Raw genomic sequence first — 22,807 nt, 5'->3', positions numbered from 1 at the left:
GGAGACCGGCGTCGATCGGCGACGTGGCCTCACAGTGGGCATCAGAAGCCTGATGTCAACTATGATCATGAAGGCGGCATTCAGCGATGCGCTTCACGGCACTTCTAGTCCCGAATCGGGAGGCATCGCATCGGGTGGGGTCCAGCCGGTACTAGCAAGATCGGCAGCAGCGTCGCCGGTGCCGGGCTCCCCGGCGGCAGTCTCGGCGGCCGGATCGGCGCCCGGCGACCTCGGAGATAAACGAGCAGCCGCCAGGGCGGCGTCATGGTTCGGTGGCGCATCGGCCTGATCAGGTGACGTTCCTGCTGGTCTACGTGGATCAGGTGGCTCTGCTTCCGCTGCCTCCGCCATGTCGTAGCGCTCATCCGACGGGCCGGCGCTCCGGGTTGTTGCCGACGGCGGGGCTTGTCCGTCTGTAGTGGCATCACTTGGTCCTGTGGGCGTGGGCGTGGCGGGTGCCGAGGCGTCGGGCTCGGAGGGCGCTCCCCCGCGCGGCTGAGCAAGGAGGTCGGGGAGCTGGTGTGGGAGGTGGCGGGCGGCCAGGGCGGCGAGGGTGATCTGGGGTTCCCGTCCGTTGAGGTGGGGGACGTGGCGGTGCAGGTGGCGGAGGAGCTCGTGGTGGGGAAGCATGAGGGCGCTAGCGAGGTCGCGGCTGGGGATGGTGATCCAGCCGTGGTAGGGGTCTCCGACGGTGGCGGTGTCGCCGTGGTAATCGAGGCTGACGGCGACGGGTGGCGCGGCCGGGTGTAGCGGTTCTGCCGGGCGTGTCGGTTCGTGGGCGGCCTCGGTGCGGGCGAGGTCGATCTGGAGGGCGCGTTGCGCCGCGTAGTACGCGGCTTCGGGTGTCTGGTAGGGCCCGCGGACGATCAGTGAGGTCCGGGTGATGCCGTGGAGGTAGCCGAACCAGGAGTGGACCGTGCGGGCCTGCGGGGCGTCCCGTGATTCCGGGGGCGCCCAGACGTTCGCCGTCAGTTCACGCTGCGGGGTCGGGGATTCTGCGGCGAACTGGAGGACGTCACCGACGTCGGTGAGGCCGGGGACGAATCCGCGCCCCCCGGGTCCGGCTGCCCAGTGGTCGGCTCCCCAGCCATGGGCGGAGCGGGAGTCCGGCCAGAGGGTCGCGGCGCGCACGCTCCAGCCGGGCGGCGGGCGGAAGGGCAGATCGAGAACGACCGATCCGCCGGCCACCCGGAAGGAGTGGAACGGGGTGTTGTCCGGCGCGGTCGGCGAGGCCAGCGTCACCAGTGCCGCCGTGGAGTCTTGGGCCGTCTCCCGAGCGCTCCCCCGCGCGGATCACGAAGCCGGTGGAATAGCCGAGGCGGCCTGACGGGAGACCTCGGCAGGTCCCGGAAGGCTTCCCACGGTTGTTCCCCCGACGGGCCGCCGTCCTGGTCGTCGCTCGGAAGCTCCGGCGCTGCGTGTCCCCGAGCGGTCGGGGATCCCCGCTGGGTGGGGCCGTCATCCGGGCTGATTCGGCGGCGGGTGGCCTGGCGGGCAAGGTCACGGTGGGAGGTCCGCCAGCCGGTGGCGAGGGCGTGCAGGTCCTCGTCCAGATACCAGTAGCGGCCGAACAGGTGGGCGGGCGGAAGGGTGTTGTGGATGAGCAGGGCCTGGCCGGGGGCGACCTGCCGCAGGAGCGCGGAGGGCAGCAGCTCCACCCGGGTCGGGCTGTGTGAGACCCCGTGCCGCCCACCGGGATCGATCAGGCCGGTGCTGTCGGCGGAGGTGGAGGTCTGCACGATGTGTTCCTGGCCGAGGAGGCCGGCGGCGTACTCGAGGGTGGAGCGGTCGGACAGGCCAGCGAAGAACACCTTGGTGACCGCGTTGGAGATGATGACATCGGCTTTCGGGCCGTAGGCGGCGTCGATCTGTGCCTTGCTCTGGTAGATCAGCATCAGTTGGATGCCGATCCCGGCGCAGGTGGAGATCCGTCCGGGCAGGTTGCGCATCGGCCAGTTGCCGGCCTCGTCGACGACGACCAGCAGCGGCGGGTCGAGTGGGGCGCCGGTGTGGCCGACGCGGGTGTAGGCCTGACGCATCAGGTCGTCGAGCAGGCCGCCGAGGACGGGGGCGAGGCGTTCGGCGTCGTCGAGATCCGCGCTCAGATACAGGGTGTTCGCTGTCTGCCCGTCGGGGCCGGTGTCGAGCAGCCAGTTGAGGTCGAGGTGGGACGGCATGGCGGAGGCGGCGATCCGCGGTTCCTGCCAGGGTTGGATCATCTGGCGGGCGACCAGGTAGGTGGAGGAGATCTGCCGGCGGTCGTTGGCCCAGATCCCGTCGAACCCGGCGAGGACCTGGGCGCCGTCGGCGGCCAGGGTCTGGTTGCGGTGGGAGGCCAGCGGGGTCAGCAGGGTGCTGACGGTGTTCCTGTCCATGGACACCACCCAGCCGACGACGGTGTCCATGCCCAGATCGACGGCGGCCGCGGTCCAGAACAGCTGGCCGAGCAGGTCCTCGGCCGCCGCGGTCCAGAAGCTCATGTCACCCGACGATGCCGACGTCCACGAGGTGGCGTTCGCGATCGAGCGGGCCGCGCGCCGTGCCCCGGCCAGTGTGCGGGCCGCCCCGAGCGGGGACCAGGAAGCGCCGACCTCGCCGGTGGCGCCCGCCGGGTCGAACACGGCGACGTCACCGACCTGACGGCGCCGAGCGATCGTCGCGCCGAGCAGGTCGTTCTTCACGCTCAGCGCGATCAGCGGACCATCCCATTCGAGGATGGCGGGGATCGCCAGCGCGGCGGTCTTACCGCACTGGGACGGGCCGAGGACGATCACGCTGCCGCGCGGACCTCGGCGACGCGCCGCTCGCCTCACCCGCCATCGGGGCACCGTGGGATCCAGCGGACTGTGGCTGTCCTCGGTCGCGACGAGCCGTCCACGAGGCCCGCCGACGCGCCCCAGGATCATTCGGCCGCGCCGAGCGGCCCCCACCCACAGCGGTGCCAGATCAATCGGACGGGCGAACCGTGCTTCCGGGTCGATGCCGAGCCGGCGCCGCCGGGCCACCCCCACCCCGTCGCCGACAACCAGCCAGGCGACCATCCCGAACAGCAGAGCCGCCGCTACCAGCGGCACCGCGGTCGCCGCCCAGTACCCCACCGGCCCCGGCAGCCCTCCCGCGGCGTGCGATGGCCAGGCGCGGGCCGGACGGGCCGGATCGACCGCGAGCAGGGGCAGCGCTGCCAGCCCGTCGCCCGGGCCCACCTTCAGCGGGCGGTGGGTCCCGAAGAGCAGCGCGGCCAGCTGCGCCCCGGCCCAGATCGCGCCCGCAGACAGCGCGGCCAGAGCCACTGCGGCGACGGCCACGATCTCCGCATCCACCCCGGAGACGACCCCGAACCGGCCTCGCTCCATCGTCATGCTGCTCGTCCATCCGGTCGAGGCCGTCGACCGGACGCGCTCCGCGTGCAGGCGTCCTTGCCGGTACTCGGCGGCCGAGACGTTGAGCCCTCGGCGCTGCCACGGAGATCGAGCAGGACGGCCAGTTCCGCGACAGCCCGCTGGCGACGCAGTCGCACCGCGCGGTCTGTCACCCCGTCGCGGGCGGCCACCTGCTGCGAGCTCAGACCGTCGACACCGAATTCGATCAGGATGCGCAGCGCGGCGTCCGACAGCCCGCGGCGTCGGCCCGTGGCCAGCAGCTCCACCAGCTCCAGCAGTGGATCACCGGCACGAGCGGCACCGTCCATGACCGCTGCCCGGCGGGCCGCCAGATGCTCGGCGAGCAGCGGCGGCGGGACGAGCACCGTCATCCGGTCGACCAGCCGCCGTCGACCGAAGACCGCCCGTTCGGTGTCGAGAACGATGTTGATCCAGGTCTTCTCGGGGCGGCGGACCACGGGGTAGGTCGCCACGACGATCCAGGCCGCCGCCAGCAGATCGTCGAAGATCGCGTCGAAGCCGCGGCCTCCGCTCCGGCTGTGCGCCGCCGCCTTGGTGACCAGCGCCGGAACCGCTCGGGCCACCGCGACCCGGGCAGCGGCCTGGTCGCCCTCACCCGCCCGGCGCAGCAGGAACAGCAGCCGACTGTTCGCCGCCGTGTCCGGGACGGTCCGGTCCCTGCCGCAGCCGTCGACCACCTCCTCGGCCCCGGCGAACCCGGCCATCAACGGCGAGAGCTCCCGCCACCGGCTGACCGCGTTCATTGCGTCCTGGCTGTCCGCCCATGCGGTCCAGTCACGCCACCACCGCGTCAGGCACGGTGACGGAGACCGGTGCCGGATGCCGAGACTTGGACTGGGACTGGGACTGCTGCCGGTGAAGGTCCTGTTCGTCATGACCGCGCAGACTCGCCACGGCGATCCCCGCGTCATTCCGGCGCACGTTCCCCGCCGACGTCACATCACAACGTCCCGCCCCACGAACGTTCCCGGCCCCGCACGAACTGTGCTCCCAGCTCCGGCGATTTCCAGATCCCGGCTGCTTCCGCCGCGGCGGGCCACCCGCACTCCCTGCTGCGTGCACGACCACCAACCCAGCGGCTTCACCGCCGGTGCAGCCGCATCGAGCCGCCATCGCCTCCCGGCGACAGCGATGCGCCGGCAGCCGTCGGTGAACGCCGTTGAGCTCCGTCTCCGACCAGGCTCCGCAGGGCGGCCAGACCGTCGATGTGCCGCCCTGCCTGCAGCAGAAAGAACCCACGATCAGTATGGCGACCAATGGTGGCAACTCTGACCACCCGAACTCCGCTGTCGGCATCGAAGTACCTGCCGGGGCATGGATGTTCATCCGCTCTGCCCGCCGCACCGACCTGATTACCGCGGAGCTGGTTCTCCGAAACGGAACCTCGAAGGAGGCGGCCTCCGTCTACCGGACCGATTCCACGCTGTGGGGCATCGAGGAACGGCTCGGATTCGCACTGCCCACCGACGTCCAGAAGACGCTACAGGAAATGCCAGTGACTCCGGCCGCAAGGCCGGCGGTCTCAGCACCCTCGTCATGGATTCGCACTGCCGACTACCAGCCCTGGCGGGCCAGCATCGTCGTCCTCCCTCAGCTCTCAGGACTCACCACCTACGGGTCGCTCCTGAGCCTGGATCCCCCCATACGTGTCTGGGAGAACGGGCCATACCGCATCGACGTCGTGGACAGCACACTCGCTTTCAACAACCGGGAAAACCCCGCCCTGCGAGTCGCCTACCGCATCTGGCACGACGAGCGCGTCATCTTCGCCGCCAACACGTTGCCCGCGCCCCTCGGATCCGACCTGCAGGGGGACGGCACGCTGCGGCGTATAGCCGACCACGTACTCGCCGGAGCGAAACGCCGAACGCTCACCGCCTCGCAACGAGAATTCCTCACCCACCGCAGCGACGAGTTACAGTCCCTGCTCACTCCACCGGCCGCGCCCTACCCGATCGGGAGCCGCGTCAAGGTCCGGGGCCTGGCGGGTGCCACCCCCGCCAGCGGAATCATCACCGATACCGTCGTCGCCGACGACGGCTCCCTGCGCTACGGCTGGCGCCCGGATGTCGCCCGCCTACCCGGCCACCCCATGGGCAGGCTCCTCGACAGGCGACTCCTCGCCCCCGCCCAGCACGTTCAACCAACCCTCAGCTCGCCCGACGCCGGCCTCACCGGCACCCAGGCCCCGGACATCCTCGCCTACGGCGCGAAGGTCCGCACCATCGACGACCCCAGATTCGCCACCGGAACCGTCCTGCGCGCCATCCTCAAACCCGACAGCCCGCCCACCTACGACGTCCAACCCGACGGCAACTCACCCGACCTCGTCCGCATCCCCGCCGCCGCCGTCGAGCCGCTCGCGGGCACCGCGTGGCCCACCGTGCAGGCGCTCCTGGACGCCCGCACCGAAGCCGGCATTCCTCTGGAGCACGGCGAGCTTCTTATCACCCTGCGCGAAGCCACCTTCGTCACCGACGGACCCACCGGCCCACAGCCGGCCCTGCCCGCGCAGGAATGGCCCTCGCTCGACCCGATCCTCGACCCCGACTCTCCTGATCTCCCGGCCTTGCCGAACTACGGAATTCCACCAACCACCACCCCGCCCCGGATCGTGATCGAGGACGACTACGTCCGCGTTTTCGACCCGCGCCACGAGCTCCTCATCGCACCTAATCAGCCTTTTGAAACAGCACTCACCTACCCCAGAGAAAAGCTTATCGAGCTCCTCATCCCGGCCCCCGATCTACACCTCGGTGACGACGAATCACTCGTCACCCTAGCAGCTCTCGCCGCCCGACATTTCCCCGACGAAATAATCGACGCATCCGCCGCCAGATCGGGATCCACCCCTGAGACCAAAGACAGCATCGCAACAGATCCCGACCTCAGCAGCCCTGAACACCAAGCAGAAGAAGTACCCGAATCGCCGGAGCCCGGTCTGGGCATGTAGACACCCAGTGCCACTCACCACAGAACACCGCCTTCATCGATCTTCCACACCCGCCACCTACACCCAGGCCGCACAGGTGGATCGAGCCGGAGGGCCGGCCACCCGATCTTGAAACAGTCCAGATCTAAGCCGACGCGACTTGGCCGCGGTGGGTGAGGTTGTGGTGAAGGGCCTCGAGTTCGCGGTCTGTGTCGCCGTCCCAGAGCGGTTCGGCTTTCTCGGCGCGCAGGTAGGAGCGGTATTCTGCTTTGACCGCTGCGGTGTCGCCAGCGGCGGCATGCGCGCGCATCCGCAGCGCGAACAAGGTGGTGTGGGCTGGAAGAAGTTCCAGGCCGCGGGCGGTCGTGGCCAGCACGCCGCTGACGTCGCCAGTGGCGAGCTGGTGTTCGGCGAGCAGGATCGCGGCGTTGACCGGCGTGGTGGTCAGGATCGAGCCCATCTGGGCGTCGAGCCACGGGTAGCCGGCGGGCACGCCGCGGATCAGGTCAAGTGCTTCATGCAGCGTAGTGATAGCCGTCTCGCGGTGGTCACGTTGATCCATGGCGTGGCGGAGGAGAGCTTGGAGAATCTCCAGGTCAGAGACCACGCGACGATCGAGGGTGAGGGTGGTGCGGTCAAAGCGGGGAAGCCAGTCCTGCGCCTCCGGACCGACGAGGTTGGCGAGCAGGCGCCGAACCCGGCTCAGCGCGTTCGCCAGCGTCTTGGGTGTGGCGCCGCGTGGCCAGAGCGCGGACTCGAGGTCGATGCGGGTGCCGTGCCGGTGGGTGACCAGCCAGGCGAGGACCTCGTTGGTCCGTTCGCGGGTCTCGTCCTGTGGTGCGGTGCGGCCGTCGCGGGACGTGACGTCGACAGGTCCGAGCAGGCGCACCATGACCTCCCAGGGCGGCGGGACGAACGGCTCAGGTGTCTCGGCTGGCGGGTCCGGCGGCAGGTCGACGGGCGGCGTTTCCGCGTCCACGATGAGTGCTCCGAGCGCGGCATGATCGGTGTCGGTGAGCCCGGTCGGGATGAGGGTCACCCCGAGGGGATCAAGCCGCCACAGTCCGCCGCTAGCGTGATCGGGATTCGGGCGCAGTGTCCACGAGGTGGGGATGCCGGGTTCGGCCGGCAGGACGACGGCCAGGCCGCGCCGGCCGCTGCCTGCAGCGGCGGCAAGATCGACCACCGCGGCGCGGGTGACGTCCGTGTCCGGGAGGGAGGTAAGGAGTGCGATGGTCGGGTCGAACTCCTCACCTGGCTCCGCGATCCGCGCGTTGAGCGTGCTGCGGTAACCGCCCTGTCGTAGGGCAGCGTCGAGAGCTGCGGCATCGGAGCGGGCCTGCTCCGTCAGCTCGACGACGTCGTCCGTCGCCTGGACGCGTTCCTCTCCGGTGAAGGCGTGCGGGTTGAGCCCGACGGTGCGCACCGTCGTGAGGCCGGCCCAGGGTGAGGCGACGATCGCCGCGAGGATGGCCCGGCCGAGGTCGGCCAGCTGATCGGAGTCGACGGGGCTGGTGTCGATGCCGAGGGAGCCGAGGGCTTCAAGATCAGCGAACACAGCCGCGCCGGTGGGCGTGGTGCCGAGCTGGATGAGCGCCGGGCAGATCGGCGCGTACGCCGGATCCGAGGCGGGGGTCTCGGTCGCGGGGAGATTCCAGAGCCGAGGGTCGGGTCCGGGTTCCCACGGTGGCGGCAGGGTGTGAGCGCCGTCGGGATGGAGGAATACTTCGATGCTCTGATCGGGGTGGACGAGCAGGATCTGCGGGCTCGGCCCGTCGGGTTGGCCGTCGTGAGCGGCGCCGATGCTGTGAAGCGCGGCGTCCAGGCGATCGAGGAGATCGGGATCGTCCGCGTCGAGCAGCGCTGCGTGCAGATCGGCCGTGACCTGGTCCGGGGCAGGGATGTGCTGGGACGGGGTGACGGTGTTGTCGCGGCGGCGCCGTCGCGCGGCCCACAGGCCGACGATGGTGGTGGCGAGGAGTCCGGCGCCGCCGATCCAGGTGACGGGTGAGACTGCTGGTTCGCCCTCGCCCTTCTCCTCTGCTTCGGCCTCGGGAGAGGCGGCGGGATGGCCGTGGTGAGCGGCCGGTCCCGCTGGTGACGGTTGCGGGATGGCCGGAGTGACGGTTGCCGGGGTGGGGATGCCGCTCTGCTCGCCGGGATCCGTCGACGGTGTTGGTGCTGGGGACGGGTGCGGGGCTGGGGCGACGCCACGTTCCTGGAAGGACGTTGATCCCGGAGAGGATGTCGACGAGTCGCGCGCGTCCTGGCCCGGTGTCTCTGCAGCCGGCTGCGGTGGAGCGGGCGAAGGCGGTGGTTCTGACGGCGTGGGTGCTACGTCCCGCGGCATCCCGTCGGCCCGGTCACTCCCGTCGGTCTGATCGTTCCGATCGTTCTGGTCAATCGCGCCGGGGTGATGCCCGGCGGTGAAAGCGGGCAGTCGCAGCTCCATACCCGGATTGATCAGCTTGGGATCACGTAGGACGCGGCCGTGAGGGTCGGTGACGCCGCGGTTGGTCTCGAAGACCCCTGCGACGGCGGCCGGAAGGTCAGCCGGCTCCAGATCGGGATATTCGTCGTCGACGATGATCCACAGGTTTTCGCCGGGTGCCACGACATGCCTGCGATCGACAGTGCCTGCCGGGCCTGTTCCATCGGTGACCGGCCGGGTCGCCGGGCCCGCGAGGCCGGCTTCCGATCCGTCGGGAGGAACAGCGGCGGGCGCGGCCACGGTCTGTGTGACTCCCCCAGCAGAGTCGGCCAGGTGGATGTCGAGGGACGTGGCGACCACGGCGGTGCGGCCGGCCGCGAGGCTGAGCAGGATCGACAGGGAGGCGATCCAGCTGCCCGCGAGGTGCTGGATCACGCTGGGCAGCAGCGTCGTGCGGGTGGCGGACGCGCCGCGTCCCAGTCTGGCCGCACTCTCGCGGAGCAGCGCGAGGGCGACCTGCGCCCACATGGCCCAGATCAGGGCCGCAAGCACGTTGGGCAGCACGTCTGGGTGCAGGTAGCCGCGGCGGGCGAGGGTCATCCACCTGGCTGGTTCCCAGGTGCTGGGCAGGGGCATTCCCCGCCAGGCCCACAGCGCCAGCGGGATCATCACGAACGCCGCGAGCGCGGCCAGGGCGAGTGCGGCGCCGACCACGGCACGGGCTCTCGAGTGGACGGGTGCGAGCGACGGACGACGGGCAGCCGTCATGCCGAGGTCACTCCCGAAGTCGCGGTCCGTTGCGAGGCTACGGCCGGCCGGCCCTGGCGGACGGCTGGTGCTGCGACCAGCGGCTCGGTGCTCTGGCATCGCGTTCCAACCTCACGATCCTGTGTCAGGGCCCAGCGGTGGCAGTCGCGGATCGCGTCTGGGTGACGTCCGCACCGGACGCTCCCGGGACCAGGGGAAGCCGGAAGCCGACGTGCTGGGTCACCGTGACGGTCACCGTTGCCCCGGTGACCGTCACCTCGGTGTCGTGGATGTCGTGTGCGGCCAGGTAGGCCTCCACCGCGGATGTCGCGGCCTGGGCATCGACCTGGATCGTCCCGTCGGCGAGTGCAGCGGCGTCGAGCTGCTGCGCGCCTACACGGGCCGCGCTTCCGGCGAGGTCGAATGCCTGCCCGTTGGCGTACAGCACGCGGGCCTGGTCGCTGAGCAGCGCGGCGAACAGCAGGCCGGCTCCGAACAGCACCAGGATGAGAAACAGGCTGATCGAGCCCTCGTCCGCCGCGGAACGCGCACGGCGTCCGACGCCCGCTGGCGCAGCCCGGCCCGGTCGGGTCACGGGCGCCACGGGCGTCATGGGCGTCACGGGAGGCCTCCGCGGTAGCGGTCGATGGTCGCCTCGCCGGTGGCTCGCAAGGTGCGCTGCCAGCCCATCAGGCCGTTCGTGCGGCAGGTGACGGTGACCAGCACGGTGCCCGCCGCGCGGAACCGGGACGTCGTCGTCTTCACCGTCACCTGCGCGCAGGTCCCGGTGTCGGCGAACCGTGTGCGGACGAGGTGCTCGGCGGCGTGACGGGCGTCGTTCGTGGTGGCGGTGAGGGAGGCGGCGCGGGCCGCTTCCCTGGCGGCGCTGGTCACGACGGCGCCGCTCTGGCTGGTCTGGTAGGCGATGGCCATGAGCAGGAGCGCGGCGATGACGATGCCGAAGCCGGCGGCGAACTCGACGGCGAACGAGCCTCGGTCCTGCTCCGCTCGACGCCGAAGTCCGCGGCGGAAGCGGGCCTCGGCCGGCCGTCGGATCATGGGACCGCCCGCGTCTGAGGGACGAAGCGGATCAGCGGTCCGGTGGAGGAACGGCTGACGGCGCCGCCGAGCCGGTCGTGCGCGGTCACCGTGACCGTCACCAGGTCGCCGACGCGGGCAATGGTCACGTCGACGTCGGTGATCAGGCTCACCGAGGTCGTGAGGCCGCGGGCGGCTGCCTGCGCGTCGCCGTCGGTGCCGCCGGGTGCCTGTGCGATCTCCAGCGCTCGCTGGCTGCCCGCGGTCGCGGCTTCGGCGGCAAGCCAGCGGACCCCGAGCGCGAGAAGAAGCGCGAGGAGGACCAGGACAGCGCCGACGATGGCGGCGAGTGCGACGACGTGCCCGCCGTCCACGGGGTCGTCGCGGCCGGTTCCCGCGTGCGTGTCTTCAGCGGGGTCCTGCTCCACCCCGGCGGCTTGTCGGCCGCAGGGGGTGTTCGCTGTGGTTCTCGCTGTGGTTCTTGCTGGCATGGTCTGTTACCGGCATTCGGCCGGGTCGGTGGACGTGCAGACGTTGCGGGCGATCTCGGTGGCACGGTCCCGCAGGATCGCGATCACAACGAGGGCGATGGCGACCAGACCAACGGCGATGACAGCGGTGGGCAGGGCATCGCCGCGGTCGCGGTCGTCGTGGGGTGCGCGGTGACGCCGCTCGGCGTCGGGCAGAAACGCCATGACGTACGACAGCAGGATCAGAAGATGGGTGCTCAGACGGCGGATCATGGCGTCTCTCTCCCGGAGCTCGGACCGGCTCAGAAACCGGCACCACTGTTGATCATCACGAGGAGCGGGTAGGTCAGGAACGCCACGAAGGCGATCGCCACCGCGGTGGCGGGCAGTTCCATCTGCGCGTCGGCGGCGGCTTCTGTCCCGCGAACATGGGCGCTCTCCTCGGCGCGGATCGCGGCGGCCCGGGCCTCGAGCGCCAGGACGGGGGACGCTCCGCGCAGGGCCGTGGCGATCGTGCGGGCCAGGTCCGCGAAGGCGGGGATCGGCAGGCCGGCGGCGAGGTCTGCCAGCACGGCATCCGGGGGTAGGCCGCGTAGTCGGGCGTCGTCGAGGCTGCGCCTCAGCAGCTCGAAGGTCCATCCTGTGCCGGTGTCCGCGGCGGCGGTCAGCGCCGCGTGCAACGGCAGGCCTCCCACGACGAGGATGCGGACCAGGTCGGTGTAGGCGGCCACCGCCAGGGCGGCGTCCGTGCGGCGCGCGGCGGCGAGCCGCACCACCGGCCGATCCGCGAGGTGAACGCCGGTCATGCCCGCGGCAAGCAGCAGCAGCGGCATTGCTGCCGGGGGCACCAGCCGGGCCATCGCGCCCGGCAGCATCAGAAGCGTGACCGTACCGGTGGCGGCGAGCAGGTAGCCGATCCGCGAGACCGTGTGCGCGTCCACGGTTCGGCCGGCGATCACGACGTCGTCCGCGCGCAGCAGCCGGTCCCAGCCCCGGGCGCGCACGAGCTGGATGGTCCGACCCGCCCACCGGGCCAGCGTCGACGGGCCGGAGGCGGCCTCGTCGGCGAACAGGACCGCGAGGTCGTCGACCAGCTCCGGACGGCGCGCCGATACTGCCCGACCGGCCGTCAACAGGCCATACCCGACGATCGCCCCGGCGAGTGCCGCCACCACCGTCCGGATCATCAGGACGCACGATCTGATGCGGATGAGGACGCGGGGTCGGACGCGGAGTCGGCGGCGGCAGCGGGGGCGGGGAAGAAGTCCGGGGTGAGCGGAGGCCGGGACATTGCGGCCAAGGAGCGTACGGAGAGGACCACTCCCACGCCGATCACGGCGAGGGCAAGCTGACCTGGCAGGTCGCGGTAGGGCTCCAGGAAAACCGGCCAGGTCACCAGCAGCACGCTGATCGCTGCGGTGAACAGGGCAAGCAGCAGCGTCATCGCCCGGCGGTGCCGGGCCCGCAGGGCATGCTGGTCACGCAGCAGCGCGACGGACTGGCGGGTGGCAGCCACCTGCGAGGTCATCAGCGCCGGGAGGTCTCCGGCGCCACGGCGGTAGGCGACGTCGAGCGCGACGATCATCGGGCCGAGGGCCGGGTGGGGCACCTCCCCGCGCAGGGCCCACAGGGCGTCAGGCAGCCGCATGACGTCGAGCCGGGCGGCGAGGCGTCGCAGCGGGCCGGCGAGCTCGGCCGGGGGATGCTCTGTGGACGCGACGATCGCGGCGCGCAGGTGCTGCCCGGCCTGCAGGCCGTCACGGACCTGCTCAGCCCAGGTGGCAACCGCCTCTCCCAGCCGGCTTACCTGTGGCGCCGACGGACCGCTGTGGTTCTCCAGCACCACGTAGCCGAGCAGGGCGATGATCAGCCCGAGGGCCGGCATCCGCGTGACCGCGGCGACCAGCAGTGCGCCGGCCGCCACCGTGCACAGCCAGCGGGTCGGAATCCGCCGGGCGAGTCCCTGATCCTGGCCCTGTCCCTGACCCAGCCGGCCGGGCCAGGTCGACCGCCGGCCCGGCAGTTGAACCGCTCCACGGGCGGCAGCCACGAACAGCCAGACGCCCAGCCCGGCCGCCGCGCCGCCGAGCGCACCGACCAGCGGCAGCACCGTCGCGTCCCGACCCGCGATCATCGTTGCTCCCGTCCAGCCGCCGTGGGGAACGCCCGGTCGCGGGTGAGGACGTTCGGGTCCAGACCGGCCGCGGTCAACTTCGCGGCCAACCGGTCCGACGCCTCCACCCGGGTCCGCGTCGCCCGGCCTGCGTCCGGGTTCCACCCCCACAGCTGCCCGGCCAGCAGCCCGCGCTCGCCCCGGCCCGCGATCTCGAGCAGCGAGGTGACGACGCGTCGGGTGTCGATCCGGGCGACCTGCACCACCAGGTCGACGGTCGCGGCGATGGTGTCCAGCACGACGCTGTCCGCGACCCGCCGGGAGCCGAACGCCGCATAGGTGCGGATGCGGGAGATGACGTCGGCGGCGGACGGGGCGTGGATCGTCGTCGCGACACCGCCGGCGACACCCTGGCCGAGGGCCAGCAGCAGCGGCATCACGCCGCCATCGGGCTTGAGCTCCCCCAGCGCGACCCGGTCCGGGGTGAGCCGTCGCAGATCGGCGGAGAGGAAACGCTCCACCGAATAGGCGCCCCTGCCGTCCAGGTTCGGTTCACGGGCCTCGAAGGCGACCAGGTTCGCGAAGCGGCTCTCGTCGAGGAACAGCTCCGCTTCGTCCTCGACGGTGACCACCCGGTCCAGGACGATCCGGTCGGGATGGGCGTTGACCACCGCGCGCAGCAGCGTCGTCTTCCCCGCGGTGGTCGCCCCGGAGATGATCAGGCCGAACGGGTCGGTCATCCGGGCAGTCGCGGCGAGCACGCCGGCGACGTCCGGGCCGAACATACCCACCGCCCGCAGCCCGTCCACCGTGGTCAGTGCCGGGGTGAACAGTCGGCAGGACAGGTGCACCCGGCCGGTGACATGGGCGATCGCGTGCAGCCGTGCCCCGCCCGGCAGTCGCACACGCACCGACGGGTTCGCCTCGTCGAAGCGGCGGCCCTGGGTCGCGGCCTGCGCCGCCGCCCAGGCGAACGCCTCGTCCTCGGCGCGGAAGGGGCTGGCGAACCGGTGACGAGACCCGCCGGACCGCTCCGTGCAGATCATGGTCACCGCGCCGTTGACCTCGACATCCGACCACTGCGGCGAGGTCAGGACCGCGGTCATCGGCCCCAGTGGCGAGAGGTCCTGGCGCAGCCGGGTCCGCACCGCGCGCTCCGTTGCCGCGTCCAGGATGGTCTGACCGTTGCGGGTGCGGCGGACCTGCTCCTCGCGCACCCCGCGATCGATGAGCTCCTTCGCATGGGTCTGCCGTTCCGCGCCGGAACTTCCGGTGGCGGCGAGGCTGGCCAGCAGCCAGCCCCGGAGGTTGTCCGCGACCGCCGCGGCGGTCACCTCGTCCGCGGCGGGCTCCCCCGCGCCTGGTGCCCGGTTCATGTCGGCGCTCCCCACGCGGCGGCGACGGCCGCAGAGCCGCTCGCACCCGCCGAGGCACCGAGGACGGTGAACACATCGATCAGTTCCCAGGCCGACTGCAGCAGCGGTGGCGGGCGGCGGCCCGTGCCCCGCCGGATCAGCCTCGTGGCTCCCCGCGGATCGTCCGGTACCGCCACAACCGGAACCTCCGCGCCCGCCCGCTGCCGGGCTACCTGGGTGATCTCCCGCAGCGGATACGGTCCGCGGCCACGCACGGCCAGGACCAGTCGCGGCACCGTCGCCACCAGGACTGGCAGACGCACCAACGCGCACGCCAGGCTCTCCGCCGCCGCCGAGGTGACAAGCACCAGGCCGTCGCATCCGCTCACCAGCGAACGTGACATCTCCGCGCGGAACCGGCCGACGTCCACGGCGACGAACAGCTCCACAGCGCACAGCCGCAGCGCGGGCATCAGGGAGGCCAGACTGCGCACCGCGCCGCCCGCGGTTTCCTCCGTGGACGCGCAGGCGATCACGGGCAGGTGATTCGCGCCCCACTGGGCGTGCTCCAGGACGGAGGCGGGCCCGTCTATCGTTCCCAGCTCGGCCACCAGGCTGTCCAGGCCCGGCGCCGAGGTGCCCAATGACAGTCCGAGCCGTGCGGCGAGCACCCCGCCATCGGGATTCGCCTCGATCGCAACACCGTTCGCCGCGAACGCCAGGGTCAGGGCCAGGGTGGTCGCGCCGGCCGAACCCGGCCCCGCTGTCGCCACCGCCCAGCAGCCCGTCATCGCCGCACCCCCAGCAGCCGCAGCTCCTGCGGGGACCGCGCGGCCGCCGAGGCGATCCACGCGGCGACCTCCTCGGGCGCGTCCAGGTGCACCACCGTGTCGCCGCCCGCGTCTGGTGTGCCACCCCCGGTTCCGCTGCCGCTGCCGTCCGCCGGTGCCACCGCGGCGACCTGCACCGCATCCGCGATCACTGCCGGCTCGCCGGAGAACTCGTCGGGAAGCACGACCCGCACCCAGTCACCTGCCTGGACCTGCGTGGATGGCAGGGCCTCAGGAGCCAGGCGCAGGCCGACCCGGGCCTCGCCCGCCGGTGGCAGCGCCGAACCGGCCATCTCGGGGGTGACCAGTGTCCCCGCCGGCAGATCCAGCAACGCCTGCCGGCCGACGAGGGCCTCCCTGGCAGTAGTCGGCGACGCCAGCCGCACTGCCGTCCCACCGGCCGATACCCGGGCGACAGCCAGATCCCCGGTCTCGATCAGCTCCCCGCGGTTGATCGGCCGGATCAGCACCACTGCATCCACCTCGTCACCCGACCAGGTGACGGCCCAGACGCCGGTGCCGGCGCCGATCAGGACCAGCAAGGCCGCCACAGCCATGCCGCGGCGTGAGCGGAGGCGTCGCTGTTGCGACGGACTCGCCCCGGTAGGGGTGAAAGGGCCGGGGGCAGCGACCGTTGTCGTCATCACGCATCATCCGTTTCGTCGCGGTTCGCCTCCCCGGTGAGGGCGATCACCGGGGAGGCGGAACCAGGTCAGTCCGCGTGCTCAAGCGCCTGGATCTCCCGGACCGGCACCGCGTGGTCCGCTGTCGTCGTGACCGTGGGGAGGACGCCGCCGGCCCCCGTCGTCGCTGACCACCGCACCGACCACTCGACGCGCAGACGTGCCGGCCAGAACTGGCCGTTCGGAGCGACCGTCGAGGAATCCCGGTAGGTGTACGCGCAGGCAGCGGCGGGCTGGCCGGCGGTGGGCTGGCTCGCGGTGGCCTGGCTCGCGACGGAGGCGTCGCAGCCCGTCGGCGGCGAACCGTCGCCGGGGACGAACTCCAGCCGCCACGGTGTGGCGGTGACCGTTGCCGTCACGCCCGGAACGGACGCGCTCGCCGTCACGGGGCCACCGTTGCTGATACCGAAGCGGATCGGGGCCCTGACGAAAGCAGTCGCTCCCCCGTCGAGATCGGGAACGAACACCGCCTCGGGGGCGGGGATCCTCTCCCGCGTGACCGCCATGGCCATCGCCACCGCCTGCGTGGGGCCCGCGTCATCGCGCACCCAGTGATAGGTGACCTCGGCGGGATCGCACACCCGCGCGTACAGGACCTCCCGCGTCCCGTCGGGTGCCGTCCGTTCGGTCGGACTCGTTTCCGCTTCCAGGTAGAGGTAGAGGTCCGCCGGAAACCACTCGCACGAGTCCGGTACTTCGGTACCGGCGCCCCCGTCTGTGTCCGGCACGGCTGTGGTGCCGGCCATCGCCTCGATACGCCCGAGTGCGGGATCGGACGTCCCCGTGGCCTCAGTGTGTCTCTCAGTGCCGCGGCCGGTGCTGGACCAGGCCGGAACCGCTCCGACGAGCAGCCAGGCGGAGGCAGCCGCACAGGCCGCCACGCCGACGCGGCGCCTCATTGCGGCGGGCACCGGTTCTCACCCGTCCACGTCTCGAAGGTTCTCGCCTCGGAAATCCGCCAGGCCCCCTGCTGGAAGACCCAGGTCCAGGCGGTGCGGGCAGTGTCGCCGCCGCCGCTCACGACCATCTCGCCGCCGTCCGGCGCACGGTTCACCGCGTCATAAACGACCGCGTCGTCGAAGGTGCACGTCACCGACGTCGCGCGGCCGGCGGGCGGCAGCTCCTCCACCTCGACGCTTTCCACCGTCTGATATCCGAGCGCCCCCTGGCGGGCCGCCCATCCGCGCTCGAGGAAAGTCTGGAGAAGCTCCTCCATCCCGTCCCGCTCGGGTGCTCCGGCGACGTACAGGGAGAGCAGTCGCTCGGTCTTGTCCGGGTCCTCAGGCGCCGCGACCGCCGCCAGAAACGCCTGGTCATACCGCTCGACCGCCGCACGGACGTCCCGCTCCGCGATCGCATACGCGTTCGGCGGGGAGGTCGAGGTCCGCACGCGGGCTCTGTCGCCGCCCGAATTCTCCAGGGGGCGTGGGCCATCCTCTCCGCATCCCGCAGCGGTCGCGAGGAGAGACGCCGTCAGGCACAGGCCGAGGCTTCCGGCCCGAGCTGCCGTCATCAGGGGCACTCGGCCTCGGCCGGACAGGCCCGCGCCCAGATGCCGCACCCGACGCCACCTGGCCATGCGGCAGCGCGCGGGGTTCGATCGCGAAGAGGCGTTCGGAGGAGGATTTTGGGTCACGTCTACCCCCAGAGATCATGCTTACGTGCATTTAGCTTCGTTTGCATGGGGATACGCCGAACATCGCTCATTCATCCGCGCCTGTCAAGGCGATATCCACAGGCACCTTCGGGCGAGCAACCCAGGGCCCAGGCTCCGCCGCACGCCCGTCGCCGCGCAGCGGAGCCCTCCTCCCGGACGGCTTGCCGTTCGATGAGGAAGTGCAGGAGTCACAGTCCGCGGAAGCGCAGCACCGCTCCCACAGCACCTCAAGATGACCTTCGGGAAGCGCGCATGCCGACGCCTCCACAGACGTGAGCGACAGGACTCGGAACGCGCCGCGTCAGATTGGTGGCGGAACTACCGTCGTCGCCCAGTTCCTCGGGACAGACCCATGTGGATACAGGGGCCAAGGTCATCATCGGCGGGCCGGTAGCCGTGGCCGGTGCGGCGACCGAGAGAGCTCCAGAAGGTCCTGGCAGTCATGTACTGGCCGCTGGTGCACCACCGCAGGTCGGACGCTTCACGGCGGGCGAGATGGAGTGCGCGAGTACCCAGCCCTCGGCCCTGCATCTCGGGATCGATCGAGATCTTGCCGACAAAGCCGACCCGGCAGTCGATACAGATCATGTAGTCGAGTCGACCGATCTGCGTGTCGCCGAGCATCATCGCGATCCGCTGGTAGTTCCCGGCGGCGGTGCGGCGCACCATCCGGACAGCAGCTCGGGCATGGAGCCGCCGCGTCCAGTACCGCGGATCAAAGCGGCGCAGGACGCGCCGCGGCCGGCTGAAGCGGTGCCATGGCCCCTGTCTGTAGGGCTCCGGGTTCCAGCTGTTCTCGGTGGTGAGCTCGGCGCGAAGCCGCTCACGGGCGGTGGAGTCGAGGTCGGCTCCGACTGCGCGCAGGCTGTCGATCGCGGTGTCGACCAGTTCGCCGGCCGTGCCCCATCTCGACCGGTCGGCCGCCATCCTGGCGTGGACAACACGCGCGGCCGCGGCGAGCCGGTCCGCGTCGACTTCCAGGTCGTACAGCACGAACCACGCGTAGCGCGCGAACCGCTCCCGTCGAGCGACCGCTATGCCCTCGCGTTCATCGGGGCCAGTGGCATCGTCCGCCGCGGAACCAGCCGACGGAATCCACGTCAACATTCGCCTGGAGGAGGAAAATCTGTGCCTGCTCGTCCTGATCGGCATGCGCGCGGATGGCCGTAAGGAACTCGTCGCGCTGACCGATGGCTACCGGGAGTTGACCGGGTCGTGGGCGGACCTGCTACGTGACTGTGCGCGGCGGGGCATGTCCGCGCCGGTGCTGGCGGTCGGGGACGGCGCGCAGGGGTTCTGGGCCGCGCTACGCGAGGTCTTCCCCGCCGCGGCGCAACAGCGCTGCTGGGTCCAGCAGACCGCGAACGTCCTGGCCGCGTTGCCGAAGTCGGCGCACCCCGGGGCGAAGAAGCACCTCGCGGAGGTCTACAACGCCGAGGACAAGCCCTACGCCGCCGCCTACGGGGCGAAGTTCCCCAAAGCCGTCGCGAAGATCAGCGACGATCTGGACATCCTGCTCGCGTTCTACGACTACCCCGCCGAACACTGGGTGCATCTACGGACCACGAACCCGATCGAGCCCACATTCACAACCGTCCGTCACCGCACCCGGGTCACCAAGGGCCCGGTTCCCGGGCCGCCGGGCTGGCCATGGCGTCACCGGCCGCCTCGTACTCGGTCAGGATCCGCAGCTTGCACACCGCCGTGAACGACCGCCACCGCGCCTTCGGCTCGACCTCCCGATCCCCCACCCAGCCATCACCGGCCAGATCCCGCCCGACCGTCACCGACACCACCACGATCCACAACCAGCTAATCCAAGATCAAATTTACACCTGACCAGTTAGACGATCTACGAGACCCGACCGGTTACGATCTCAAGTCGGTCGAAGCAAATTTGTTTGGGTAGATATATCGAGCCAGGCGGCTGCGCTGCCCTATCTGCCAACATCAGGAGGAGAGTTGATCACCGAGGCTCCTGCGACATAAAGACCGAAGATCCTTTGCATTCAGAAAGTATGCCGCCTTTCTCGACAAGAGCGATGGCCTCCGTTCGATAACGATCGAGGTCGTCATAGAAGCTTAGGTGGCGGCCTCGGCGAGTAAAAAATTTTACCGTCGTACCATGCGTCAAATAATCCGAATCAATTCCCACAGAAATAATAGCTACCAGCCGATCTACACCCTGGACATCCTCCGCCAGCCGCATCGCATGGAAAGTGAAATCGCGAGCTCGCCCTACCATCGCGGGGAGAAATACGTCTCGTGCCCGCGGAATGTTATCCGGCGGGATCCAGACGTCGTTCACCTCATACTCATGCAATGCCACATCCTCTGCATTCCAGCTTGAGGACCATCCAGATCCAAATGCGGATCGGAGGAGCAGAGAGTTTACCGGTCCACGCATCCAACCACCATCCAGGAGGTCGCGAAGCTCGGCGGGAAGAAGGTCGACCTCGGCAGGTCTGCCAGCAGGCCACAGAGGTTCCATCAAGAGATTCGTCTTCACGGCCCATCCAGCCCGAGATATCGGAATGCTTTTCTAATCACACTGTCCGGAACCTGGCGCGCAATCCGCGACGAGAGTATTTCACTATTCTCGGTCATCCAATTTCTACTACTTGGATTGAAGTAGTACTTTTTCGCATCGCTACCACGACCCATGAACTGAAGATGAATTGCAGCCCCTGGATGACCCGGATTCTGGTTCTCGATATCAACCCGAAAAGATCTTTCTCGCGCAGTGAAGATGGTCTTACTGTTGATGATAGGAGCATCGGCTGCACTTATCAGCGAGCATGGGCTAGGTGGCGTGTTGTGGACGAGTACCGGGCTGTGTCCTGCGAGTACATAGTAGGTGTGGAGGGTGTCGATGGTGAGGTTGTAGACGGTGTCGTGCTGGTGATAGTCGTGGGTGCTCGCGATGGGGACTTGGTGTCCGTCGGGGGTGCGGAGTGTGTCGGAGGTGGTGAGGTCTTCGGCGTCGACCCATTCGTGATCGGTGGTGTCCCAGAAGGGGTGGCCGGCGGTGGCGGTGAGGGTGGCGGGGCCGGTGGGGGTGTCGACGGTGATATCGACGAGGTCTTTGTCGCCGGTTCCGATGATCAGGGCGGTGACGGTGTGGGGTTCGGTCTGTCCGGTGTCGGGGTTGGTGGCGAGGACGCGGTCGCCGATTCTGATGTCGGCGATGGGTGTGGTGGTGCCGTCGGCGAGGAGGACGGGGGTGTCGCCGTCGAAGCTGTTGCTGACGCAGTTGCGTAGTGCGCGGCTGGTTTGGCCGGCGGCGCGTTCGGTGGTGGCGGCGGGTCGGAGGGCTGTGGTGAGGGGGCGGACTGCGCGGGTGGCGGTGGTGACGGCTCGCGTCCCCCGGTAGGTGATCATAGCGGCGCGGGCGGCGACCGCTGCGGGGGCTGCGGGTGGGATGAAGGAGGCGACGGTCAGGGCGATGTCGACTTTGTGGTCGTTGGCCCAGGACAGGGCGCCGCCGAGTGAGCATTTCAGGTCGCGCCAGCTGCAGCGCTTCTCCGGCGCGGCGGCGCGGGCGGGTTTCGGGGTGGGTCGGGTGAGGGCGGTGACGGGTCGGACGGCGGTGTAGGCGGTGGCGAGGGGGGCTCCGCCTGCGCCGGCGGACGAGACTCCGGCGGGTGCGGCGACGTAGCTGCGGGCAGGCGGGCTGGCCGGGGCGGGTGCGGGGGTGGTCGCCTGGGGTGCGGTGTAGGCGGGTGCGGCGACGTAGCGGGTTTGGGGGACTCCGCCGGTCGGGCCCGCGGCGGGGCCCGGGGCTGGTCCGGTGACAGGCGCGGCGATCGGGAACGCGCCAGTCGGGGTGGTGCTTGTCGGTCGGTTCACCACGTAGGGGGAGACCACGGGGGCGGGGACCGGCCGGACGGTGCTCACCGACCGGCTCGGAGCGGTGACCGGGGCGGCGGTGGGTGACGGTACGGGTGCGGCGGTCGGACCCGCTGGGCGGGCCGGGCCACTCCCCCCGACAATCGGCGGGCCGTACGCCCGAGGGTTGTAGGTCGGTCGATCCGGCGCGTAGGACGGAGCGGGCAGGTAACTCATGTCAGGGGACTTGACGTTGCCGCTGTACGTGGGGACCGACCGCGGAAGCGGCTCCGGTTCAATGGTGGCTGTTCCACCGTTTCTGTCCCCAGGCAGGATGTTGTCTTTCAGCCAGACCGCGCCGTCCTTGACGGTGTTGGCCGCTGCTTTGGCCTTGCCTTTGACCCAGCCAATCGGTCCGTAACCGGACAGGTCGTTGTATGCGAGGGGGTTTGCGTTGGCGTAGAGATAACGGTTGGTGCTGGCGGAGCCGGTGAAGGGGAGGTCTGCGGGGTCGCGGGAGGCGAAACCACCGGTGCCGGGGGTGTACCAGCGAGCCTGGGCGGAGACTTTCCCGGTGGTGGGGTCGGTCCAGGAGCCCTGGTAGCCGACCCGGATCGCGGTGCTGCCGGTGACAAGGGGTTCCCCGAACGGGTCGTAGGAACGGCTGTCGGTCAGGGCGGCGCCGCTGGTCGGGAAGGCTGCTGTCAGGTCGCCGTGGGTGTCGGTGAGGGTCGCCCAGTTCCCCGCGGCGGTCCCGATGGAGATNACGTCTCCGTCGGGGTCGCGGGAGTAGGCCGACCCGTCGACGACGGGTTCNCGTTCCAGTCCGCCGTAGACGATGCGGGTGGTGCTGTTACGGACCGCGAGACGNCCCAGGCCGTCGTAGCCGTAGGCCGTGGTGGTCCCGTCGGTGGTGTCGGAGACCAGNCGGTCGAACGCGTCGAACACCGTGGTGTTCGTGGTCGAACCCTCGACGCGGCTGGTCAGGGTGCCACGCGGGGTGTAGGTGTAGGTGGCGGTGCCGTCGGAGAGCAGCCGGTTACGTTCGTCGAACGTCGCGGTCGCGGTACCGACCGCGACACGGTTCCCCGCCGCGTCCCACCCGTACGTCGTCGTCGACGACGAGGTGTCCGTCCACGACGTCAGCCGGTCGGACCGGTCGTAGGTGTAGGACTGGGTACCCGCCCCGGCGACCCCGGCCGGACCCAGGGTGCCCGTGAGCCGGTTGTCGTTGCCGTCGTAGGTGTACGACTGCTCCCGCAGCGTCCCACCCGGCCCGGTCAGCGTGTCCGACACCGTACGACCGAGATCGTCATAGCCGA

Annotated in this window: 19 protein-coding genes and 1 pseudogene; 2 read left to right on the top strand and 18 right to left on the bottom strand. The window is 70.4% G+C overall.

All coding sequences use genetic code 11. From position 1 onward, the window contains the following. Positions 1 to 93: 93 nt before the first annotated feature. Genes B207_RS38565 through B207_RS0119480 form a run of 3 tightly spaced genes read right to left on the bottom strand, consistent with a single transcriptional unit; the run spans position 94 to position 4,144 of the window. A complete protein-coding gene (locus B207_RS38565) occupies positions 94 to 1,242 on the bottom strand; it encodes a hypothetical protein (protein ID WP_084692219.1) in 1,149 nt (382 codons plus the stop codon). Next, entirely contained in the window at positions 1,239 to 3,359 is a 2,121-nt protein-coding gene (locus B207_RS0119485; protein ID WP_018638286.1) for a type IV secretory system conjugative DNA transfer family protein, read from the bottom strand. The genes B207_RS38565 and B207_RS0119485 overlap by 4 nt, the downstream gene beginning before the upstream one ends. Continuing rightward, complete coding sequence (locus tag B207_RS0119480) at positions 3,356 to 4,144, bottom strand: RNA polymerase subunit sigma-24 (RefSeq protein WP_018638285.1); 789 nt, start codon at positions 4,142 to 4,144, stop codon at positions 3,356 to 3,358. Before B207_RS0119480 ends, B207_RS0119485 begins: the two co-directional genes overlap by 4 nt. Before the next feature lie 416 nt (positions 4,145 to 4,560). Between B207_RS0119480 and B207_RS42360 the strand changes: the two genes are divergently transcribed. Beyond that, on the top strand, positions 4,561 to 6,354 hold the full coding sequence (locus tag B207_RS42360; RefSeq protein WP_154675476.1) for a hypothetical protein: 1,794 nt from the start codon (positions 4,561 to 4,563) through the stop codon (positions 6,352 to 6,354). A 124-nt stretch (positions 6,355 to 6,478) separates the two neighbouring features. Here the strand turns inward: B207_RS42360 and B207_RS0119465 are convergent, their stop codons facing one another. The 13 genes from B207_RS0119465 to B207_RS0119405 form a co-directional block, all read right to left on the bottom strand. Next, a complete protein-coding gene (locus tag B207_RS0119465) occupies positions 6,479 to 9,532 on the bottom strand; it encodes an SARP family transcriptional regulator (RefSeq protein WP_195905322.1) in 3,054 nt (1,017 codons plus the stop codon). 124 nt (positions 9,533 to 9,656) lie between these two features. Next, on the bottom strand, positions 9,657 to 10,124 hold the full coding sequence (locus B207_RS0119460) for a hypothetical protein (protein ID WP_018638281.1): 468 nt from the start codon (positions 10,122 to 10,124) through the stop codon (positions 9,657 to 9,659). A gap of 5 nt (positions 10,125 to 10,129) precedes the next feature. Next, a complete protein-coding gene (locus tag B207_RS0119455) occupies positions 10,130 to 10,570 on the bottom strand; it encodes a hypothetical protein (protein WP_018638280.1) in 441 nt (146 codons plus the stop codon). Further along, positions 10,567 to 10,977, bottom strand: a complete 411-nt coding sequence (locus tag B207_RS0119450; protein WP_018638279.1) for a hypothetical protein — start codon at positions 10,975 to 10,977, stop codon at positions 10,567 to 10,569. The genes B207_RS0119455 and B207_RS0119450 overlap by 4 nt, the downstream gene beginning before the upstream one ends. A 69-nt stretch (positions 10,978 to 11,046) precedes the next feature. Continuing rightward, positions 11,047 to 11,292, bottom strand: coding sequence for a hypothetical protein (locus B207_RS0119445; RefSeq protein ID WP_018638278.1), 246 nt, complete (start codon positions 11,290 to 11,292; stop codon positions 11,047 to 11,049). Between the two features lie 29 nt (positions 11,293 to 11,321). Next, positions 11,322 to 12,206, bottom strand: a complete 885-nt coding sequence (locus tag B207_RS0119440; protein ID WP_018638277.1) for a hypothetical protein — start codon at positions 12,204 to 12,206, stop codon at positions 11,322 to 11,324. Next, entirely contained in the window at positions 12,206 to 13,153 is a 948-nt protein-coding gene (locus B207_RS0119435) for a type II secretion system F family protein (RefSeq protein ID WP_018638276.1), read from the bottom strand. Before B207_RS0119435 ends, B207_RS0119440 begins: the two co-directional genes overlap by 1 nt. Then, the gene (locus tag B207_RS0119430) at positions 13,150 to 14,508 is read right to left on the bottom strand and encodes an ATPase, T2SS/T4P/T4SS family (protein ID WP_035741364.1); all 1,359 of its coding nucleotides are present in this window, start codon (positions 14,506 to 14,508) and stop codon (positions 13,150 to 13,152) included. Before B207_RS0119430 ends, B207_RS0119435 begins: the two co-directional genes overlap by 4 nt. Beyond that, positions 14,505 to 15,278, bottom strand: coding sequence for a hypothetical protein (locus B207_RS0119425; RefSeq protein ID WP_018638274.1), 774 nt, complete (start codon positions 15,276 to 15,278; stop codon positions 14,505 to 14,507). The genes B207_RS0119430 and B207_RS0119425 overlap by 4 nt, the downstream gene beginning before the upstream one ends. After that, on the bottom strand, positions 15,275 to 15,874 hold the full coding sequence (locus B207_RS0119420; RefSeq protein WP_018638273.1) for an SAF domain-containing protein: 600 nt from the start codon (positions 15,872 to 15,874) through the stop codon (positions 15,275 to 15,277). The genes B207_RS0119425 and B207_RS0119420 overlap by 4 nt, the downstream gene beginning before the upstream one ends. A gap of 155 nt (positions 15,875 to 16,029) precedes the next feature. Then, positions 16,030 to 16,899 carry a hypothetical protein gene (locus tag B207_RS0119415; RefSeq protein ID WP_018638272.1) on the bottom strand — a complete coding sequence of 290 codons (870 nt, stop codon included), beginning with the start codon at positions 16,897 to 16,899 and terminating at the stop codon, positions 16,030 to 16,032. Then, positions 16,896 to 17,390, bottom strand: coding sequence for a hypothetical protein (locus tag B207_RS0119410; RefSeq protein ID WP_018638271.1), 495 nt, complete (start codon positions 17,388 to 17,390; stop codon positions 16,896 to 16,898). The genes B207_RS0119415 and B207_RS0119410 overlap by 4 nt, the downstream gene beginning before the upstream one ends. A gap of 585 nt (positions 17,391 to 17,975) precedes the next feature. Further along, positions 17,976 to 18,650, bottom strand: a complete 675-nt coding sequence (locus B207_RS0119405; protein ID WP_154675475.1) for a GNAT family N-acetyltransferase — start codon at positions 18,648 to 18,650, stop codon at positions 17,976 to 17,978. Positions 18,651 to 18,744: 94 nt separating this feature from the next. On the opposite strand from B207_RS0119405, the pseudogene B207_RS34605 reads away from it, so the two are divergent. Beyond that, positions 18,745 to 19,313 (top strand): annotated as a pseudogene (locus B207_RS34605) (IS256 family transposase); the annotation flags it as partial. A 310-nt stretch (positions 19,314 to 19,623) separates the two neighbouring features. Here the strand turns inward: B207_RS34605 and B207_RS39910 are convergent. Both B207_RS39910 and B207_RS42355 read right to left on the bottom strand, forming a co-directional pair. Next, complete coding sequence (locus tag B207_RS39910) at positions 19,624 to 20,166, bottom strand: hypothetical protein (RefSeq protein WP_154675474.1); 543 nt, start codon at positions 20,164 to 20,166, stop codon at positions 19,624 to 19,626. Continuing rightward, positions 20,163 to 22,433, bottom strand: a complete 2,271-nt coding sequence (locus B207_RS42355; RefSeq protein WP_456095351.1) for a polymorphic toxin-type HINT domain-containing protein — start codon at positions 22,431 to 22,433, stop codon at positions 20,163 to 20,165. The genes B207_RS39910 and B207_RS42355 overlap by 4 nt, the downstream gene beginning before the upstream one ends. Between the last annotated feature and the right edge of the window lie 374 nt (positions 22,434 to 22,807).

Origin of the sequence: Parafrankia elaeagni (assembly GCF_000374165.1) — a bacterium.
GTDB classification, from domain to species: domain Bacteria; phylum Actinomycetota; class Actinomycetes; order Frankiales; family Frankiaceae; genus Parafrankia; species Parafrankia elaeagni.
This window is presented reverse-complemented; position numbering and strand designations above follow the sequence as displayed.

Coding starts and splice junctions, on each gene's coding strand:
- B207_RS0119445 (WP_018638278.1), bottom strand. CDS start 11,292: ATGATCCGCCGTCTGAGCACCCATCTTCTGATCCTGCTGTCGTACGTC.
- B207_RS0119485 (WP_018638286.1), bottom strand. CDS start 3,359: ATGACGATGGAGCGAGGCCGGTTCGGGGTCGTCTCCGGGGTGGATGCG.
- B207_RS0119415 (WP_018638272.1), bottom strand. CDS start 16,899: ATGAGGCGCCGCGTCGGCGTGGCGGCCTGTGCGGCTGCCTCCGCCTGG.
- B207_RS0119460 (WP_018638281.1), bottom strand. CDS start 10,124: ATGACGCCCGTGGCGCCCGTGACCCGACCGGGCCGGGCTGCGCCAGCG.
- B207_RS0119480 (WP_018638285.1), bottom strand. CDS start 4,144: ATGAACGCGGTCAGCCGGTGGCGGGAGCTCTCGCCGTTGATGGCCGGG.
- B207_RS0119455 (WP_018638280.1), bottom strand. CDS start 10,570: ATGATCCGACGGCCGGCCGAGGCCCGCTTCCGCCGCGGACTTCGGCGT.
- B207_RS0119465 (WP_195905322.1), bottom strand. CDS start 9,532: ATGACGGCTGCCCGTCGTCCGTCGCTCGCACCCGTCCACTCGAGAGCC.
- B207_RS0119425 (WP_018638274.1), bottom strand. CDS start 15,278: ATGACGGGCTGCTGGGCGGTGGCGACAGCGGGGCCGGGTTCGGCCGGC.
- B207_RS0119420 (WP_018638273.1), bottom strand. CDS start 15,874: ATGGCTGTGGCGGCCTTGCTGGTCCTGATCGGCGCCGGCACCGGCGTC.
- B207_RS0119430 (WP_035741364.1), bottom strand. CDS start 14,508: ATGAACCGGGCACCAGGCGCGGGGGAGCCCGCCGCGGACGAGGTGACC.
- B207_RS0119440 (WP_018638277.1), bottom strand. CDS start 12,206: ATGATCCGGACGGTGGTGGCGGCACTCGCCGGGGCGATCGTCGGGTAT.
- B207_RS0119435 (WP_018638276.1), bottom strand. CDS start 13,153: ATGATCGCGGGTCGGGACGCGACGGTGCTGCCGCTGGTCGGTGCGCTC.